We start from the raw sequence: 14,668 nt of genomic DNA, 5'->3' as shown, positions 1-14,668 counted from the left end.
ATAATAAGGCTATTTTTTATTTTTTGCTGAAAATGGTGTGGAAAATAAGAGACATCCTTAGAATGCGATTGATGAATGATTAGCGGTATGTAAAAAAGTACAGTTAATTTTTAGATAAGTATGAAAAAACCCGCATAAGCGGGTTAATTGGGTTTTAATAATTTTAATTACCAAGAACATGGTAATTCCAGTAATAAATATTTTTTTGGTCTATCTTCGATCTGAGAGGTTTTGAAAGAAGCGTTAACGTAAGAATTTAAATGTTTATTTATGAGTTCTGGATCTTTAATTTTTTTGTCTATACTTGCTACATAAACATTATCATCTCCTACAAGTTTAAATTCACATTTTCTTTTATTCGGTAAAACCCCTAAAAACATTACATTTAATATTTCATCTATATCTGATTTTTTTGCTATATCTAGATGAGATAATGCTGTTTTAACTTGATTGTTGTTTTGGAATGAGAATGAATGCTCATTAAAATTAATTGCACATACAGCTTTATTTTTATCCAAGATTTCAACAAAATCTTTAATTTTATTTATTGAATTAAGATCGAGTTCAATTATATTTTCAATTAATTCGTTTGAATCAGAGTTACTTGCGAAACCTAGAATTTCTTGAAGTTTATTAATAGCTATATTTGAGGATTTGTCATCTTCAGGCAATAAAGAAAAAGATTGATTTCCAATATCCTCAAGAACAAAACCGAATGATCCTTTAGCTATATCTGTAATCATTAAATTGGCATTTTCACTTTTACCCACATTAAGAGATTTAAGAATACAATTTATTGCATCAGTTAAAGCTTTTATAGCAATAGTACCGAAGTTGCTTGAAATACCTGTTGTACCTAATACAGGAGCACCTCGAAAAGTTATCTTTAATTTTGAGGGAAAGTGCAAGAAATCTTTATCAACTCTTTTTAATTTATTTTCTACTTCCTCCAATCTTGAATTTAAACTCATTTTCTCTAATTTAAATTGAAAATCATCTGGAGTTTTTGATATTAAATTAATTAATGTATTTTTTTCACTCATAAGAGAGAAATATTCATTTCTATTCATTTATTTCACCTCTCTTATTTGCGATTAATTCTTTGGCGTTATTATAATTAACAACATCAAAATTGTCTAATTCTATAAAACCTTTCCAGTCACAATCTCTTGTATGTGACCAGAAGCTACTCCAATAGACTATTTTTTCTATAAATGCATATTGATGTTCTAAATTTGCGTAGCTAGGTGGGATTAACACAAAATAAGAATCAGTTTTGAATGCGTTTTTAACATTATTTTTATTTAATATTAAGTCAAAATTATTCTTTAGTAAATTTTCATCAATAACTGTATAGAATATGACTGCATCTATATCGTTTGGGGGTCTTTTTCTTAAAGTCTCACAATTCTCACAAAAACTACCATCTATCCATATTTTATGAATTTGCACCCCTGATTCTTTTACTATTTTTGTATAATCAACAAATTTATCCAATATATCCAATCTTTGAGTATTAAAACCAAAAATATTAATAAAATTAATGATATCAGTTTTATATGGATATCTATTTTCTATTTCTAAACCATTTGCGCCGAAAGGCGGTAATAACCCTCTACTATCCCAAATCTCAGAAGCCATTCTTTAGCCTTATTTAGCTTATCTGTTTTGTTATATTCAAAACCGCTGAAGCGGTTAGCCGTGTTTTCTTAATAACATTGATTGACTTAGCATTACTTTGCCGTGTATGTATAGCTGATCAAACTCATCTTCATGTATTTCCCACGAGTCGTACAGTTTATTGTCGGATTTTACTCTAATAATATTTTTGATTATCTGTAATCTTTTGACATATAAATTACGTCCAAATGTGAACACATAAATACCATCCCCCTCAAACGCTCGCTTTGACACATCAACATATATAGCATCACCACTTTCAAAGGTTCCTTGCATACTATCCCCGCTTACATTGATAACTTTTAAATTATTTGCATTAACCCCTTTAAATAATGTCTTTGCTTGCTCTGAATCATATTCCACTAATTTAATCACTTCCATCACATCCGAATTTAGATAACCAGCACCTGCACTAGCAGTAATATCTAATACTTCAATGTAGAATGAGTTTTCATTTTTATTAGTGATAGTTTCTTTTACGTTGCTATCTCCATTACCAAAAAGCAACCAACTTTTATCAACTTTCAAAAATTTAGAAATCTTATCTAAATTAGAGTTTCTCGGTATAGCAGTACCCTGCGCATATCTGCGAATCATTTCGTAGTTTATGCCTGTCCCTTTACTCACGTCACCCATTCCCAAGCCTTTTTCCATCATTACTGAATGCAGCCTGTCTTTGAATTTATTATTTATAGTCTCGTTCATGTTTCTTTCCTTTTACTACTTTTAGTAGATTTTAATGCTAAAAAAAATTTGCGCAACACTATTTAAAGTAGTATTATTTTAATAAAAATACTACTTAAAGTTGTTTGGAGGTTGAATGTTACCAGTTCAAAGAGCATTTAAAATTTTAGGAAATGAAAAAGGGCGAGGTGGAATATCAAGGTTAGCTAAGCATTTTGGCATAACCCCTTGGGCTGTTTCGCGGTGGCAGGAGCTTGGTGTTCCCGCTGATAGATGTCCAGATATAGAATTTTTGACAAATGGAGCAGTTAAATGCGAAGAACTCCGCCCAGACGTAAATTGGTCCGTCATTCGAGGTCGCGCATGAGTACATTGAACAATGAAAATCTATTAAAGCCAAAATCACAACAAGAGCGTGTTATAGCTGTTTGTAGTGACGGTAAATATCGAACATTAGACGATATCCAGCGTGAGATTAAGAAGCGTTTTAACCAGTTTGATACAACACCAGCGATTAGCGCAAAACTTCGGGAGACTGGTCGATTATTCAAATATGGCTATGTGAAAGATAAGTATCACAAAATCAATGAGAAGACTAAGAAAGCTTGTTATTACTACACGTTAAAGAGGGTAAGCAATGAACGCAGTTGAAACATTAAAACTAATAGGGCGTCCGAATGCCTATTACCCTAAGCTGGCTAAGCCACTGGGGGGTGTGAGTCCTGCTGTTTTATTCTCACAATTATTTTATTGGCAAGATAAGGCTACATCTGATTTGGGTGTGTATAAAACACGTGATGAGCTTGAAGAAGAAACTGGTTTATCTCATAACGAACAAAGAACGGCTATTAAAAAACTAAAAGAAAAAGGCGTGTTAATTGTTACAGAAAAGAGGTTAGAGCATAAGACTTTTTACAAGATTGATAATGAAAAAGTTAATCAAGTTTTGAGCGATTTCGCCAACTCTATAACTAAATCATCACGACAAATGAAAAGTAGTTGCCCCGATCTCTACAATGTAGATGTCGAGACGACTACAAAATCAAGTTCGTTATATCAAGAGAATACTACAAAGACTACTACAGAGAATACTACAAATAATATTGCGGATAAATCGCAACAGCCAAAGCGACCTTGTCAGTTTCCTGATGAATTTAAACCGAACGATCATCATCGAGATATAGCGATGAATGAAAACATCAATCTGGATAATGAGTTTGTTAAATTCAGGGATTATTGCTTGGCGAATGGCAAAAAATATATTGATTGGAATGCGGCTTTTAACAACTGGTTACGCAATGCTAACGGTTATAAAAAATCAAATAAACCACCAGCTAAATTCATGACCCTTGCCGAGCGTAACAGGGCAGTTTTAGAGAGTATGAGGGCTTAACCATGGCAAAGATTACAGATGAATTTTTAGCGGTTATTGGTGGGTTTCTTGAAGTTTACGGGCAGCAAGCAAGCACTGTCAAGGTCAATATTTACTGGTCAACACTTGGGCAATATCCGATTCAATCGTTAAGAGCTGCCGCTAATGCTTGGGTACGTAAAAGCCAGTTTATGCCGAAACCTGCGGATTTAATCAAGCTAATGGGCGGTTCAAGTAATCATTTATCACCAGATGAAGCATGGTCGATTGCAATACTTGCTAGCGATGAAACCAATACCGTTGTTTGGACTAATGAAATAGCAAAAGCATGGTCACAAGCTGAGATTGTCTACCGAAATGGCGACAAAATTGGAGCAAGACGAACGTTTATTGATGCATATGAGCGAATGGTTGATGAATCGATGATGTATGGGCGTACCGTTGAAGTGTTTGTTTCGCTAGGTAGCGATAAAGAAAAACGTACTGACGCTATAAACCATGCTGTTTTTACAGGACTATTAACGCAAGAGCGAGCTAATCATTATCTACCAAAACCAGAGAATACGTTTGAAATGTTGGAATGTAAAACCGAGCAGGGAGTATCAAATAACAGCATGATGCATATTGCTAGCATTAAACAGATGTTAAAAACGGGTAGAGCTTGTGTTGCGGAGAGTTAACCACTGCCCACTCGGTCTTAATCACATGCTCGACAAAATAGCGTATGACTTGATTCAACAATTCAAGCGTCGGCAGATAACAAGGCAAGCAATAGAAGCAGAGATAGAAAAGCAAAGCGACAAAGAGAAGTTTAAGGAGTATTTGAACAAATGGCTAGTGGTGAAATAAAACAAGTATGGTGCGTTAGAAATGATGTAATTAAGAATAATTTAATCAAACAGATTTTAGATTTACCAACTGACGATATTAACTATTGTGAAGTTGTTATCAAAAACAAAACCAGAACTCTTCCTCAAAATAATAAATTTCACGCCATTTGTAGTGATGTTGCTAAATCAGGGTTTGAATGGGCAGAGAAACCACGTAATAGCAAAGAATGGAAAGTGCTATTTGTTAGTGGGCATTCTATTGCCACAGATGAACCAACAGAACTTGTAAAAGGTTTAGAGAGTGAATTAATTAATATCAGAGAATCCACTGCACTTATGAGCGTTAAAAGGGCAAATAGCCTTATTGAGTATTCCGTAGCCTTTTGTGCAGAAAATGGCATAAAGCTAAACGACACTTATGGCAAATATGGTTGGTGAGATGAATAACAAGCACAATGTTAAGATGAAAAAATGCAAGGCGTGCGGTAATAAATTTACTCCATTTAACTCGCTCGCTCAAGTGTGTTCGGTTGATTGTGCTATTCAGTATGCAAAAGATAATAAAGTTCAAGAGCGAGTTAGAAGAAAGTTAACACAGATAGCAAAAGAACGCATAAAAACTCGCTCAGAGCATTTAAGAGAAGCGCAAACAGCATTTAATGCATTTATTCGAGAAAGAGATAAAAACGAGCCGTGCATTAGCTGTGAGCGATATCATAACGGGCAATATCACGCAGGGCATTATCGAAGTGTCGGAGCTTGTCCAGAGTTACGATTTTGTGAGTTAAATGTGCACAAGCAATGTTCAGCGTGTAACAACCACAAATCAGGGAACATCATTGAGTACAGAATTAATTTAGTGAAAAAAATAGGTGCAGAAAAAGTTGATTGGCTAGAGGGTCATCACGAACAAAAAAAATACACGATAGAGCAAATAAAACAGATTAAAGCTGAATATAAGCAAAAATTAAAAGAGTTAAAAAGGGTAGGTAACAAATGCTAGCAGAATATGTATACATTGATGATGAGCCAGATGTTAAGCAATTTGAAAATTATCTCAATAGTAAAAAATTATTTATTGAGAGAGCTAATGAGAACAATTTATTAGCCAAAGCTATTGATTTACTAAAAATGTGGGGTAAATGTAATTCATATTCTAGTAAGTGCGGCTATAAAAATGTTAGCTCAATGTTTTCTGAGTTATACCCGAAAAAAAATTATGTATATGTTGAAAATGAGCTTGAGTTTATTGATGAATGCATGAAAGAGGCGAAAAACTCAAAAGATGCAGCAATGAGAGAGAAGCAAGAGCTGGCCGAGCTGTATTATCGAGGTGTTGATGTTGTTGCTGGGGGTACAGATTGGAGCGAAAGACTAACATTAAGAGATATCGCACACATGAAAGATATGTCTAAAAATTCAGTTGATAGAAGACTAAAATCTTTTGAAAGTTTTATTGTTGCTAAATTATCAAAAAGAAATGATATTTTTTATTAAAATGTGTTGACGTGGGACAGAAACTGTACTAAATTAACCATGATAGGATTTTTGTATATAAAGCTCGCAAATGCGGGCTTTTTTATTATCTGCTAGAAGTTAAATATGTTTAGAGATGGAATTATTTAATTATAGCAAAAAAATCTTGATTTCTTAAGAGAGCGCTGGTATAAAGTACTCAGACTGGAATTTTTGTATCTAAACTGTATTTAGATAGAAGCCCGACTTTAATAAGTTGGGCTTTTTTGTTTTCATTTTGTAATTTTTTATATTAAACTGCGTAATTTTTAAACGCAGGTAATATTAAATTATGAAAAAAATTGCTTTAATTTTAGTTTTATTTTTATTATTTCCATCGATTTCAAATGCTAAGAATTGCAGAAAAGGCATACCGTGCGGCAATTCGTGCATATCAGCGTCTAAAACGTGTCGGATCGGAACATATTCAGTAACACCGACGATACCACAGCCCAAACCAAAACAGTCTCCGACACCAGCTCAAATTGCAATTAGTAAGCAAAATTTTGACAATGCGAAAACTCAGCTTACTAAATTGTATAAATCAAATTCAACACAAACAGAATTTTACTGCGGGTGTGATATTTCATGGGCAGGTAAAAAAGGTGTTGTCGATTTTGGTAAATGCGGATATGAGCCAAGAAAAAATAAAGATAAGGCGTCTCGTATTGAGTGGGAACATGTTATGCCTGCCGAGAATTTTGGACGTCACTTGCAGTGCTGGCGTGATGGTGGGCGTAAAGCGTGCAAAAAAGATGTTACTTTCAATCAAATGGAAGGCGACATGCACAACTTGCAACCGGCTATTGGTGAAGTCAATGGCGACCGCTCTAACTATCGTTATTCTCAGTTTGCGGATAAATTTAATCAATATGGGCAATGTAAAACGGCTGTAGATTTCAAAGAAAGAAAATTTCAGCCGCGCGATGAAATTCGCGGGATGATAGCGCGTACATATCTCTATATGTCTGATAAATACAAAATTAATTTATCTAATCAAGAAGAAAAGCTGATGACGGCATGGGATAAAATGTTTCCACCTGAAAAATGGGAATGCGAACGCAATCAACAAATTAAACAAATTCAGGGTAATGATAATAGATTCATTACTTCACAATGTAATTAATTTAAGCCGACGAAAGTCGGTTTTTTTATAAAGTCAAAATTCTTCCTTTAAAGCAACTGAATACTACGGGTTGGCTAAGATTGATGAAAAGACAAATGTAGTTTTATAAATATATTTTTTTGTATTATACTGAAAGGAAAATTAATAATTAAGGTTAATATGTGTCTAATTGAGGTAAAAAGAGAATTTCATCCTGTTGGTCAAGGTGCTTTTTATTCAGAAACATTCACGAATGTTTATGATAAAGAAGAAACTTTTAGAATGGTTTTTGATTGTGGTAACGATTTAAAACATAATGATAATGATAATGATAATAAAGTTTCCGTTGATGATTATGTAAAAAAAGAGCTAAAAGGTGAAATAGATTTATTATTTATATCTCATTTTCATAAAGATCATATTAGATATCTAGTAAAATACAAAGGACACTATAAAGTCAAAAATGTTGTTATTCCTACTATTAATGATCATGAAATATCTTTATTATTATTAGGTTTTAAACTTGAAAAGAGTGATATCAATTATAATTCATACATCCAACTTGTGACGAAACCAAAGCGATTTTTTAAAGATGCCAATATTATTCGTATAGGAAGTAATGAGAATAACATTCCAGAAAATGTTTTAAAGACATCTAACGAATCTTATAAGTTGACATATGAAAAAGAATGTTTTTCTTTATCGTATCATGATAAACCAATATGGCAGTATATTCCTTTTAATTTTATAAATAGTAAGAAGAAAGTAAAAGCATATGAAAAATTTTCAGATTACTTTAAAAAAAATGGCTTAACAGGAAAAGAGCCAATTGAAGATGTAAAAGATATGTGCAATAACAAGATAGGAAGTATCTCCTTCAAAGATTTAACTTCAATTTATAAAAAAATATCTTATGATTTAAATAAACTTTGTATTGGTGTTTTATCTCTTCCTACTAAATCTGTCTATAATTTCCTTTGCCGCCACCATTATTGCCACCATTACTGCCACCATTACTGCCACCATTATCAATATTTTTTCAGTTGTTTATATACTGGAGATATGCCTTTTGAGCCAGAACATATATCAAAAATTAAAAAGATTATAAGTGGAAATGAATTTTCTAAAGGCGTAAGTATAGATACTGTGCAAATTCCTCATCATGGGAGTGGGGGAGAATATTTTGATGAATCTTTTTTTGAATTGAATTTTAAAAATGCTGTTATGTGTTTTGGTTCAAAAAACAAATATGATCATCCTAGCAAAGATTTATTGATAACTTTAGCATTAAAAGAAAAAAACATAAAAATTATTACTGAGGATAATAAAACAAAATTGTTATATGAATTTATATTTTATGTTTAGTGTAGCAATTCTTGATTGTCGCAACATATAAAATGCTTATATTGCCGTTTTTACATCTAAATTAAACCCTGACCTAATAAGTCGGGTTTTTTATACCCAAATTTTGAGTATTCACTCAACATCGCATCGACAGCAAAGCTAGACACACACATAACTAACATTTAGCTAGTACGCTGTCACATCATTAACTAACAAGAATATTCATTATGGAAAAATACACTTCACCGATTTCGTATTTCTGGGGAGCTATATGCACTTTATTTGGTGCGCTCAGTTTGAATGATATTGCTATTGTTGTTGGTATTATTTTATCAATAGCGACGTTTATTATTAACTGGGTATATAAACGCCGAGATTTTCATCATAAAAAGAATTTGAGAGAGCAATACTATGAAAAACACAACAAGAATAGCGACGAGTGCGATTTGTAGTGTTTCAGTAATCATCGGTATTGTTATTGCTAATTACTCAGATGAAATCAGAACGAGCAAAGCAGGGCTTGAAATAATCGGTAACGCTGAATCATGCGTACGAGAGCCATACTATTGTCCTGCTAATGTATTAACAGTAGGTATCGGCTCAACGGGTAACATTCAACAAAAGGTCTATTCAGACGAGGTAATAGCTCAGCGTTGGGTTAGTGATATCAAAACTGCGGAGCGGTGTGTCAATCGCTACGCTAATGGTTTTCATCTGCCGCAACCTGTTTTTGATTCCGTTACTTCGATTACTTTTAACGTTGGATGTTCAAAAGTGCGCACTTCAACAATGTATAAACATCTGAACAACGGTGATTATAAAGCGGCTTGTAATGAGTTTCCAAAATGGAATAAAGCAGGCGGTAAAGTACTGAATGGCTTAGTAATCAGACGAGAAAAGGAGAAGGCGTTATGTCTATCTTATGCTTTATTATCGCTTCAATAATGGCGGTTAATGATGTCAACGGTTGGGGTTGGTTTTTATTTGTATCGTTATTATTGAGTGATTTATCATGTTCAAATTGTCTAAGGTAAATATATCAAGCATAGCATTAATCATTATCGGCTTTGTTTTTACTATCTATTTCGGTTACAACAATTATCAAAATAAGAAACAGCTACAAAAAGATAACGCTGAACTATCTGAAAAAATCGAACAGTTGAACCAGAGCATCGCTAAAAACAATCAAATCATAGCTGATAACGAGCAAAGTAAGCGCGAGTTAGAAAATCAATCACTAGAACGTCAGGAGCAAATCAATGAGCAACTCAAGAATAATGACTGTGCTAATCAGTTTGTGCCTGTGTCTGTTTCTAACAGCTTGTACAACAGAGCGAAAGGTTTACGTCAATCGACCGATACCAGCCAATCTATTAAGTGATTGCCTACCAAATTTACCGCCTCAATCAATGACATTCGGCTATAGTCTCAGGTATAACGAGCATTTGCTAAATGTTATTGAGAGGTGTAATGGCGATAAAAGGGCGATAAGGGAAATTAATATATCAGATAAGTGACAATATATAGAAATAATTGGAGAAAAAATGAATATAAATCATTCTAAAATTCAAAATAACATTTTATTATTTCTAGCGAAAAAGAATAAGTTACAGGTTAACATTTCTGATATTTCAGCTATACTTGGAATTCGTTATCTTGCTGTAAAGCATGAAATAATTAATAGTGAACATTTTCCAAAACCAATTGTAGATGATGAGATTCCTCTATTAAAGAAATGGCTTCTTTATGATATTTTGGTGTGGGTGTTTAATAAAGAGTAAGAGGCCTGTATGGTTGTTAGTGCTAGTGCTTTGAAATCAAATATTACCAAGCTTAAGTCTAAAATTGTTGATATAGATCGAGATGAAATAATATGCATTCAAGCTCTCAATGATTTATATGGATTAGTGGAAAGGTTAAATAATTTAGACGCCGACATTCTGAAAGAACAAGAAATTATTTTAGCGCAAGGGTTTGCTAACAGATTTATAACAAAAACAAATAGAAACAAATTAAGTGCTAATGAATTAAGTAACCTTGGTTTATTAAAAGATATTTTGATGGCAACTTATATCATTAAGATTACTTATCAAAATATAGTTGAACCAAGTTTTAGAACTGAAGCAGAATTAACACATCTTTCGGAGGATATTGATAATTTAAAAAGGCAAAAAAATGAATATGAAGACTTGTTAAAAAAGGCTGATCGACTTTTAGCTTTAGAGAGTGTAATTGTTCATGCTGAAGATACTATTGAAAAAATATCAGAAATAAGTTCTGAAGTTGAAAGTTATAATAGTAAAATTTCGTCTCACTCACAAGAGGTGGAAGATATTATTGATAAAATATCAAATAATAAAAATTTATCAGATAAATATATTGCAGAAATAAATGCTACTAATGAGAAAATTGATGCTCAAATTGAACTGATTGAACAAAATGAACGAAAGTATCGGGAAACATTTAATGATTTAAATCTATTTATTAATGATACTAAAAATCAATTTCAAGAACAAAAAAACGAAATCCAAAAAATTATTGAAGATGCCAATAGGGCTAGTATGGCAGGCTCATTTCAAAAGAGAAAAACAGAAATAACAAATTCAATACGATTTTTAGATTTATGCACTTTTGTGTTTTTAGGAGCAATTGTATGTATTTTATGGTATATTTTTTCTAGTAGTTACAACCAAGAGATATTTTCTCCAACCCTATTTTTTTCGAGAACACCAATAACTTTACCGTTAATTTGGTTGGCTTGGTTGGCAAGCAGGAGAAGTACATACTTAACCAGAATAAGAGAAGATTACGCTTATAAATACTCTTCAGCAATGGCATTTGAAGGTTATAAGAAACAAGTACAAGAAATATCTCCAGAATTGCAAGAAAAGTTACTTGAAATTGCTGTCAATAATTTAGGTGATAATCCAACAAGATTATATAAAGATAAAATAAAACATACTCCAATTGATCTTGAATATTTCCTTGATCTAATAAAGTCATTACCGAAAGAAAAGATAGAGGAATTATTGAAATTAATTTCTAATTGGAAAAAATAAAGTACAATCTTTCTCCATTTATTAATACTATGAGAGGAAGAAAATGAAACAAGAAAATAATTTTTTATTTAATTTAGCTGAAAATGTTATTAATATTTTTAATAAATTATTTAATTTATCTTTTATATTAGCTCTATTCATTTCGTTGTCGGAAATTCTGGATAATAAAAAATTATACGTTTTAGCTATATTAATCTATGTTTTAATTGCATTTTATATAATCCATTCTAGCTATTGTTTATACGCAATAAAAGAAAAGAAATTAAACTTTAAAGGTTTTATCAAAAGCGTGAGAGAACATTTTAGAGAGTTTTGTGGTTTTCTTTTATGCACATTTTTCAGCATATCTCTTTTAAGTTTAACCTTTTCTGCAACAGCTTTTCTCAATATGCTATCTTTTAACTCATAGCGTTTTAATGTTGCTAATATAAAATTTACTAAACCGCCTCGTGCGGTTTTTTTATGTCTATTTCTTTGAAACACAACAAACCCAATTCAATTTTTAATTACTCATAATTATCCCTAGTTGTAAATCTTAGTTTTACAAGTCGAATAAATTCAAATCAATTTTCAATCAATCATAATGCCATCACACGGCGAATATTAACCAAGAGCTTTACAGAATGAGCCTGAGAGAATGACAGCTAATGTCTTAACTCTTGGGGCTGTTTATTCTGTGTGACTTAGGCTCATTCTATAAAGGACATAATATGAATATTATTAAATTTGACTTTAAAGGTCATCAAGTTGGTTTCAATGATGATGGATGGATTAATGCAACAGAAGCAGCATCAAGATTTGGTAAACGTCCAAATGACTGGCTAATTCTTCCTGATACAGTTAATTATATCAATGCTTTAGAATCTACATACCAGAAAATCCCGTATGTAAAAACTAGCCGAGCCAGAAAGGATCGCGGTGGTGGTACTTGGATTCATCCTAAATTAGCGGTTAGGTTTGCACGTTGGTTATCTGTTGACTTTGAGATATGGTGTGATGAGCAAATTGATAAGCTTATTCGTTCTCGAGTTGTTACTTATACTGATGAACAAGTATTAGCAATACTAACTTATAGTCAACCGCAAACGTGGGAAAAACGATTCCAACAACCTTTTTATCAAGCATTATCAAAGATGACTAACTTGCCATTCAATAATCATGTTGGCGGTTGTCCATCATTATTTGGACTGATAACTCAAAAGTGGGTTTATGGTGTCGTACTACCTAAAAAGGTTTATCAAAGTATCAAAGAGTGCACTAAGAAAGGTGAAAAAATTCACCAGTTCTTAAAGCCAGATGCACTAAAAGCAGTAGAAGACCAGTTAATAGCAATAACAACCATTGCGAAAGGTTGTATTGATTACAAAGATTTTGAAGCTAGGTGCTCGACAATATTTAATACAAAAGGTCAGATTAAATTTATTCTGGCTGCATAAAAGGAAAGATTATGAAAAAGGGCGAAAAGAAAAAAGTGGGTCGCCCAAGCGAACTAGCCGAGTGTTTAATTAGGGCTAAAGAATACTTACTTGGGGGCTACGAAACATTTGGGGATGTAGTGCCAAGTGTTGCAGGCTTAGCTTGTTATCTCGGTAAGCACAAGTCATCAATGTATGAATACGCAAAACAAAACAAAGAGTTTTCCGACACGCTAGAAGCAATTAAAACACTACAAGAGAATAAACTAATAAATGGTGGGCTAACTAGCTCATTCAATCCAACTATTACAAAGCTGATGCTATCTAATCATGGCTATAGCGAAAAACAAGAAATAGACCATCAATCATCCGACGGCTCGATGTCACCAAAACCAACACGAATAGAGTTAGTCACACCCGCAGAGTAAACGTTATGACCACAGCACAAATACAGTTACCCAAAAAATTGATATCTGTTTTTGTAGCCGAAAATGTCAGGTATCGAGGAGCGTACGGCGGTCGAGGTAGTGCTAAAACTCGTTCATTTGCATTAATGACAGCAATTAAGGGCTATCAGTTTGCAGAAGCCGGTGTAAGTGGTGTAATACTGTGCGCACGTGAGTTTATGAACTCGTTGGCTGATTCTTCAATGGAAGAAGTGAAGCAGGCTATTCGCTCAGTTGACTGGTTAGCTGATTATTACGACATCGGTCAAAACTACATCAGAACCAGAAATGGATTGGTTAGTTATGTGTTTTGTGGTTTACGTCACAACCTCGACAGCATTAAATCAAAAGCACGCATATTGCTATGCTGGGTTGACGAAGCAGAAAACGTATCAGAAATTGCATGGCGAAAGTTAACCCCGACAGTTCGTGAGACCAATTCCGAAATATGGGTGACGTGGAACCCTGAAACCGAGGGCAGCCCAACAGATATAAGATTTAGGAAAAACACACCAGATAACGCTATTATCGTTGAGATGAATTATAACGATAACCCTTTTTTCCCAGACGTTTTAGAGCAAGAACGATTAAACGACTTAGCCCGATTGGATTACGCATCATACGCTTGGGTGTGGGAGGGTGCTTATCTTGAAAACTCAGATAAACAAGTTTTAAGTGGCCGATATGTTGTTGAGGAATTTGATGACAACCTGCACAAACAAGCAGACCGTTTATTGTTCGGTGCTGACTTCGGCTTTGCTAATGACCCGAACACATTAATTCGCTCATTTATTCTTAATGATTGTCTGTACATCGAATATGAAGCGTACGGCGTTAATATCGAACTCGACGAAATGTCAACTTTTTATGATTCAGTACCAGAAGCGAGAAAATGGCCAATCAAGGGTGACTGCTCACGACCTGAAACTATTAGCCATATCAAGCGCAAGGGTTTTAATATCTCAGCCGCAAAAAAATGGCAGGGTAGCGTTGAGGATGGTATCGCATATCTGCGAGGGTTTAAGAAAATTATTATCCATCCTCGTTGTAAACACACCGCAACAGAAGCACGATTATATAGCTACAAAACCGATAGGGTAACGAGTGAAGTGTTGCCCATTATAGAGGATAAAAACAATCATTGTTGGGATGCTGTTAGATATAGCCTAGATGGTTATATTAAACATAAACGCTCAGCAGGATTATTTATGAGGTAAC

The 14,668-nt window shown here is 33.4% G+C and carries 22 protein-coding genes; 19 read left to right on the top strand and 3 right to left on the bottom strand.

Annotation, left to right across the window (positions count from 1 at the left end; genetic code table 11):
* Positions 1 to 167 precede the first annotated feature (167 nt).
* From GA0061081_RS03185 to GA0061081_RS03175, 3 genes are read right to left on the bottom strand one after another with little or no spacing between them, the layout of a single operon-like run.
* Positions 168 to 1,070: a hypothetical protein gene (locus GA0061081_RS03185; protein WP_091346997.1), complete on the bottom strand. Its 903-nt coding sequence runs from the start codon at positions 1,068 to 1,070 to the stop codon at positions 168 to 170.
* Entirely contained in the window at positions 1,063 to 1,641 is a 579-nt protein-coding gene (locus GA0061081_RS03180; RefSeq protein WP_091346995.1) for a DUF6932 family protein, read from the bottom strand. Before GA0061081_RS03180 ends, GA0061081_RS03185 begins: the two co-directional genes overlap by 8 nt.
* Before the next feature lie 54 nt (positions 1,642 to 1,695).
* Positions 1,696 to 2,385 (bottom strand): XRE family transcriptional regulator, encoded by a 690-nt coding sequence (locus GA0061081_RS03175; RefSeq protein WP_091346993.1) that lies wholly within the window; start codon positions 2,383 to 2,385, stop codon positions 1,696 to 1,698.
* 115 nt (positions 2,386 to 2,500) lie between these two features.
* Between GA0061081_RS03175 and GA0061081_RS03170 the strand changes: the two genes are divergently transcribed.
* The 19 genes from GA0061081_RS03170 to GA0061081_RS03080 all read left to right on the top strand — a co-directional run bounded on the left by GA0061081_RS03170 (position 2,501) and on the right by GA0061081_RS03080 (position 14,667).
* Positions 2,501 to 2,731: a transcriptional regulator gene (locus GA0061081_RS03170; RefSeq protein WP_091346991.1), complete on the top strand. Its 231-nt coding sequence runs from the start codon at positions 2,501 to 2,503 to the stop codon at positions 2,729 to 2,731.
* On the top strand, positions 2,728 to 3,015 hold the full coding sequence (locus GA0061081_RS03165; RefSeq protein ID WP_091346989.1) for a hypothetical protein: 288 nt from the start codon (positions 2,728 to 2,730) through the stop codon (positions 3,013 to 3,015). Before GA0061081_RS03170 ends, GA0061081_RS03165 begins: the two co-directional genes overlap by 4 nt.
* On the top strand, positions 3,002 to 3,757 hold the full coding sequence (locus GA0061081_RS03160) for a helix-turn-helix domain-containing protein (protein WP_091346987.1): 756 nt from the start codon (positions 3,002 to 3,004) through the stop codon (positions 3,755 to 3,757). The genes GA0061081_RS03165 and GA0061081_RS03160 overlap by 14 nt, the downstream gene beginning before the upstream one ends.
* A gap of 2 nt (positions 3,758 to 3,759) precedes the next feature.
* Positions 3,760 to 4,416, top strand: a complete 657-nt coding sequence (locus GA0061081_RS03155) for a hypothetical protein (protein WP_091346985.1) — start codon at positions 3,760 to 3,762, stop codon at positions 4,414 to 4,416.
* 150 nt (positions 4,417 to 4,566) lie between these two features.
* Entirely contained in the window at positions 4,567 to 5,004 is a 438-nt protein-coding gene (locus tag GA0061081_RS03150; RefSeq protein ID WP_091346983.1) for a recombination protein NinB, read from the top strand.
* A gap of 1 nt (position 5,005) precedes the next feature.
* Positions 5,006 to 5,569 carry a recombination protein NinG gene (locus GA0061081_RS03145; protein ID WP_091347248.1) on the top strand — a complete coding sequence of 188 codons (564 nt, stop codon included), beginning with the start codon at positions 5,006 to 5,008 and terminating at the stop codon, positions 5,567 to 5,569.
* Positions 5,563 to 6,063 carry a hypothetical protein gene (locus tag GA0061081_RS03140; protein WP_091346982.1) on the top strand — a complete coding sequence of 167 codons (501 nt, stop codon included), beginning with the start codon at positions 5,563 to 5,565 and terminating at the stop codon, positions 6,061 to 6,063. Before GA0061081_RS03145 ends, GA0061081_RS03140 begins: the two co-directional genes overlap by 7 nt.
* A 310-nt stretch (positions 6,064 to 6,373) precedes the next feature.
* Positions 6,374 to 7,207, top strand: a complete 834-nt coding sequence (locus GA0061081_RS03135; protein WP_091346980.1) for an endonuclease — start codon at positions 6,374 to 6,376, stop codon at positions 7,205 to 7,207.
* A 159-nt stretch (positions 7,208 to 7,366) separates the two neighbouring features.
* On the top strand, positions 7,367 to 8,551 hold the full coding sequence (locus GA0061081_RS03130) for a ComEC/Rec2 family competence protein (protein WP_091346979.1): 1,185 nt from the start codon (positions 7,367 to 7,369) through the stop codon (positions 8,549 to 8,551).
* 206 nt (positions 8,552 to 8,757) lie between these two features.
* Positions 8,758 to 8,982 carry a phage holin family protein gene (locus GA0061081_RS11300; RefSeq protein WP_091346977.1) on the top strand — a complete coding sequence of 75 codons (225 nt, stop codon included), beginning with the start codon at positions 8,758 to 8,760 and terminating at the stop codon, positions 8,980 to 8,982.
* A complete protein-coding gene (locus GA0061081_RS03120) occupies positions 8,942 to 9,475 on the top strand; it encodes a lysozyme (protein ID WP_091346975.1) in 534 nt (177 codons plus the stop codon). Before GA0061081_RS11300 ends, GA0061081_RS03120 begins: the two co-directional genes overlap by 41 nt.
* 67 nt (positions 9,476 to 9,542) lie before the next feature.
* Positions 9,543 to 9,911 (top strand): DUF2570 domain-containing protein, encoded by a 369-nt coding sequence (locus tag GA0061081_RS03115; protein ID WP_091346974.1) that lies wholly within the window; start codon positions 9,543 to 9,545, stop codon positions 9,909 to 9,911.
* Entirely contained in the window at positions 9,808 to 10,047 is a 240-nt protein-coding gene (lysC, locus tag GA0061081_RS11295) for an Rz1-like lysis system protein LysC (RefSeq protein WP_091346972.1), read from the top strand. The genes GA0061081_RS03115 and lysC overlap by 104 nt, the downstream gene beginning before the upstream one ends.
* Positions 10,048 to 10,074: 27 nt before the next feature.
* A complete protein-coding gene (locus tag GA0061081_RS03105; protein ID WP_091346971.1) occupies positions 10,075 to 10,311 on the top strand; it encodes a hypothetical protein in 237 nt (78 codons plus the stop codon).
* Between the two features lie 9 nt (positions 10,312 to 10,320).
* Positions 10,321 to 11,589: a coiled-coil domain-containing protein gene (locus tag GA0061081_RS03100; RefSeq protein WP_091346969.1), complete on the top strand. Its 1,269-nt coding sequence runs from the start codon at positions 10,321 to 10,323 to the stop codon at positions 11,587 to 11,589.
* Positions 11,590 to 11,632: 43 nt separating this feature from the next.
* Positions 11,633 to 11,998 carry a hypothetical protein gene (locus GA0061081_RS03095; protein WP_091346968.1) on the top strand — a complete coding sequence of 122 codons (366 nt, stop codon included), beginning with the start codon at positions 11,633 to 11,635 and terminating at the stop codon, positions 11,996 to 11,998.
* A 301-nt stretch (positions 11,999 to 12,299) separates the two neighbouring features.
* Complete coding sequence (locus GA0061081_RS03090; RefSeq protein WP_091346966.1) at positions 12,300 to 13,025, top strand: KilA-N domain-containing protein; 726 nt, start codon at positions 12,300 to 12,302, stop codon at positions 13,023 to 13,025.
* Between the two features lie 11 nt (positions 13,026 to 13,036).
* Entirely contained in the window at positions 13,037 to 13,432 is a 396-nt protein-coding gene (locus GA0061081_RS03085; RefSeq protein WP_091126023.1) for a DNA-packaging protein, read from the top strand.
* Between the two features lie 5 nt (positions 13,433 to 13,437).
* Positions 13,438 to 14,667, top strand: a complete 1,230-nt coding sequence (locus GA0061081_RS03080; RefSeq protein WP_091346964.1) for a PBSX family phage terminase large subunit — start codon at positions 13,438 to 13,440, stop codon at positions 14,665 to 14,667.
* The last annotated feature ends 1 nt before the right edge of the window (position 14,668 follow it).

Origin of the sequence: Gilliamella bombicola, assembly GCF_900094945.1 — a bacterium.
GTDB lineage: Bacteria > Pseudomonadota > Gammaproteobacteria > Enterobacterales > Orbaceae > Gilliamella > Gilliamella bombicola.
The sequence above is the reverse complement of the archived record's forward strand: the minus strand, read 5'-3'. Positions and strand labels throughout refer to the sequence as shown.

Bases quoted from the DNA above. Each gene is read 5' to 3' on its own strand.
- GA0061081_RS03185 (WP_091346997.1), bottom strand. From the start codon at position 1,070: ATGAATAGAAATGAATATTTCTCTCTTATGAGTGAAAAAAATACATTA.
- GA0061081_RS03180 (WP_091346995.1), bottom strand. From the start codon at position 1,641: ATGGCTTCTGAGATTTGGGATAGTAGAGGGTTATTACCGCCTTTCGGC.
- GA0061081_RS03175 (WP_091346993.1), bottom strand. From the start codon at position 2,385: ATGAACGAGACTATAAATAATAAATTCAAAGACAGGCTGCATTCAGTA.
- GA0061081_RS03170 (WP_091346991.1), top strand. From the start codon at position 2,501: ATGTTACCAGTTCAAAGAGCATTTAAAATTTTAGGAAATGAAAAAGGG.
- GA0061081_RS03165 (WP_091346989.1), top strand. From the start codon at position 2,728: ATGAGTACATTGAACAATGAAAATCTATTAAAGCCAAAATCACAACAA.
- GA0061081_RS03160 (WP_091346987.1), top strand. From the start codon at position 3,002: ATGAACGCAGTTGAAACATTAAAACTAATAGGGCGTCCGAATGCCTAT.
- GA0061081_RS03155 (WP_091346985.1), top strand. From the start codon at position 3,760: ATGGCAAAGATTACAGATGAATTTTTAGCGGTTATTGGTGGGTTTCTT.
- GA0061081_RS03150 (WP_091346983.1), top strand. From the start codon at position 4,567: ATGGCTAGTGGTGAAATAAAACAAGTATGGTGCGTTAGAAATGATGTA.
- GA0061081_RS03145 (WP_091347248.1), top strand. From the start codon at position 5,006: ATGAATAACAAGCACAATGTTAAGATGAAAAAATGCAAGGCGTGCGGT.
- GA0061081_RS03140 (WP_091346982.1), top strand. From the start codon at position 5,563: ATGCTAGCAGAATATGTATACATTGATGATGAGCCAGATGTTAAGCAA.
- GA0061081_RS03135 (WP_091346980.1), top strand. From the start codon at position 6,374: ATGAAAAAAATTGCTTTAATTTTAGTTTTATTTTTATTATTTCCATCG.
- GA0061081_RS03130 (WP_091346979.1), top strand. From the start codon at position 7,367: ATGTGTCTAATTGAGGTAAAAAGAGAATTTCATCCTGTTGGTCAAGGT.
- GA0061081_RS11300 (WP_091346977.1), top strand. From the start codon at position 8,758: ATGGAAAAATACACTTCACCGATTTCGTATTTCTGGGGAGCTATATGC.
- GA0061081_RS03120 (WP_091346975.1), top strand. From the start codon at position 8,942: ATGAAAAACACAACAAGAATAGCGACGAGTGCGATTTGTAGTGTTTCA.
- GA0061081_RS03115 (WP_091346974.1), top strand. From the start codon at position 9,543: ATGTTCAAATTGTCTAAGGTAAATATATCAAGCATAGCATTAATCATT.
- lysC (WP_091346972.1), top strand. From the start codon at position 9,808: ATGACTGTGCTAATCAGTTTGTGCCTGTGTCTGTTTCTAACAGCTTGT.
- GA0061081_RS03105 (WP_091346971.1), top strand. From the start codon at position 10,075: ATGAATATAAATCATTCTAAAATTCAAAATAACATTTTATTATTTCTA.
- GA0061081_RS03100 (WP_091346969.1), top strand. From the start codon at position 10,321: ATGGTTGTTAGTGCTAGTGCTTTGAAATCAAATATTACCAAGCTTAAG.
- GA0061081_RS03095 (WP_091346968.1), top strand. From the start codon at position 11,633: ATGAAACAAGAAAATAATTTTTTATTTAATTTAGCTGAAAATGTTATT.
- GA0061081_RS03090 (WP_091346966.1), top strand. From the start codon at position 12,300: ATGAATATTATTAAATTTGACTTTAAAGGTCATCAAGTTGGTTTCAAT.
- GA0061081_RS03085 (WP_091126023.1), top strand. From the start codon at position 13,037: ATGAAAAAGGGCGAAAAGAAAAAAGTGGGTCGCCCAAGCGAACTAGCC.
- GA0061081_RS03080 (WP_091346964.1), top strand. From the start codon at position 13,438: ATGACCACAGCACAAATACAGTTACCCAAAAAATTGATATCTGTTTTT.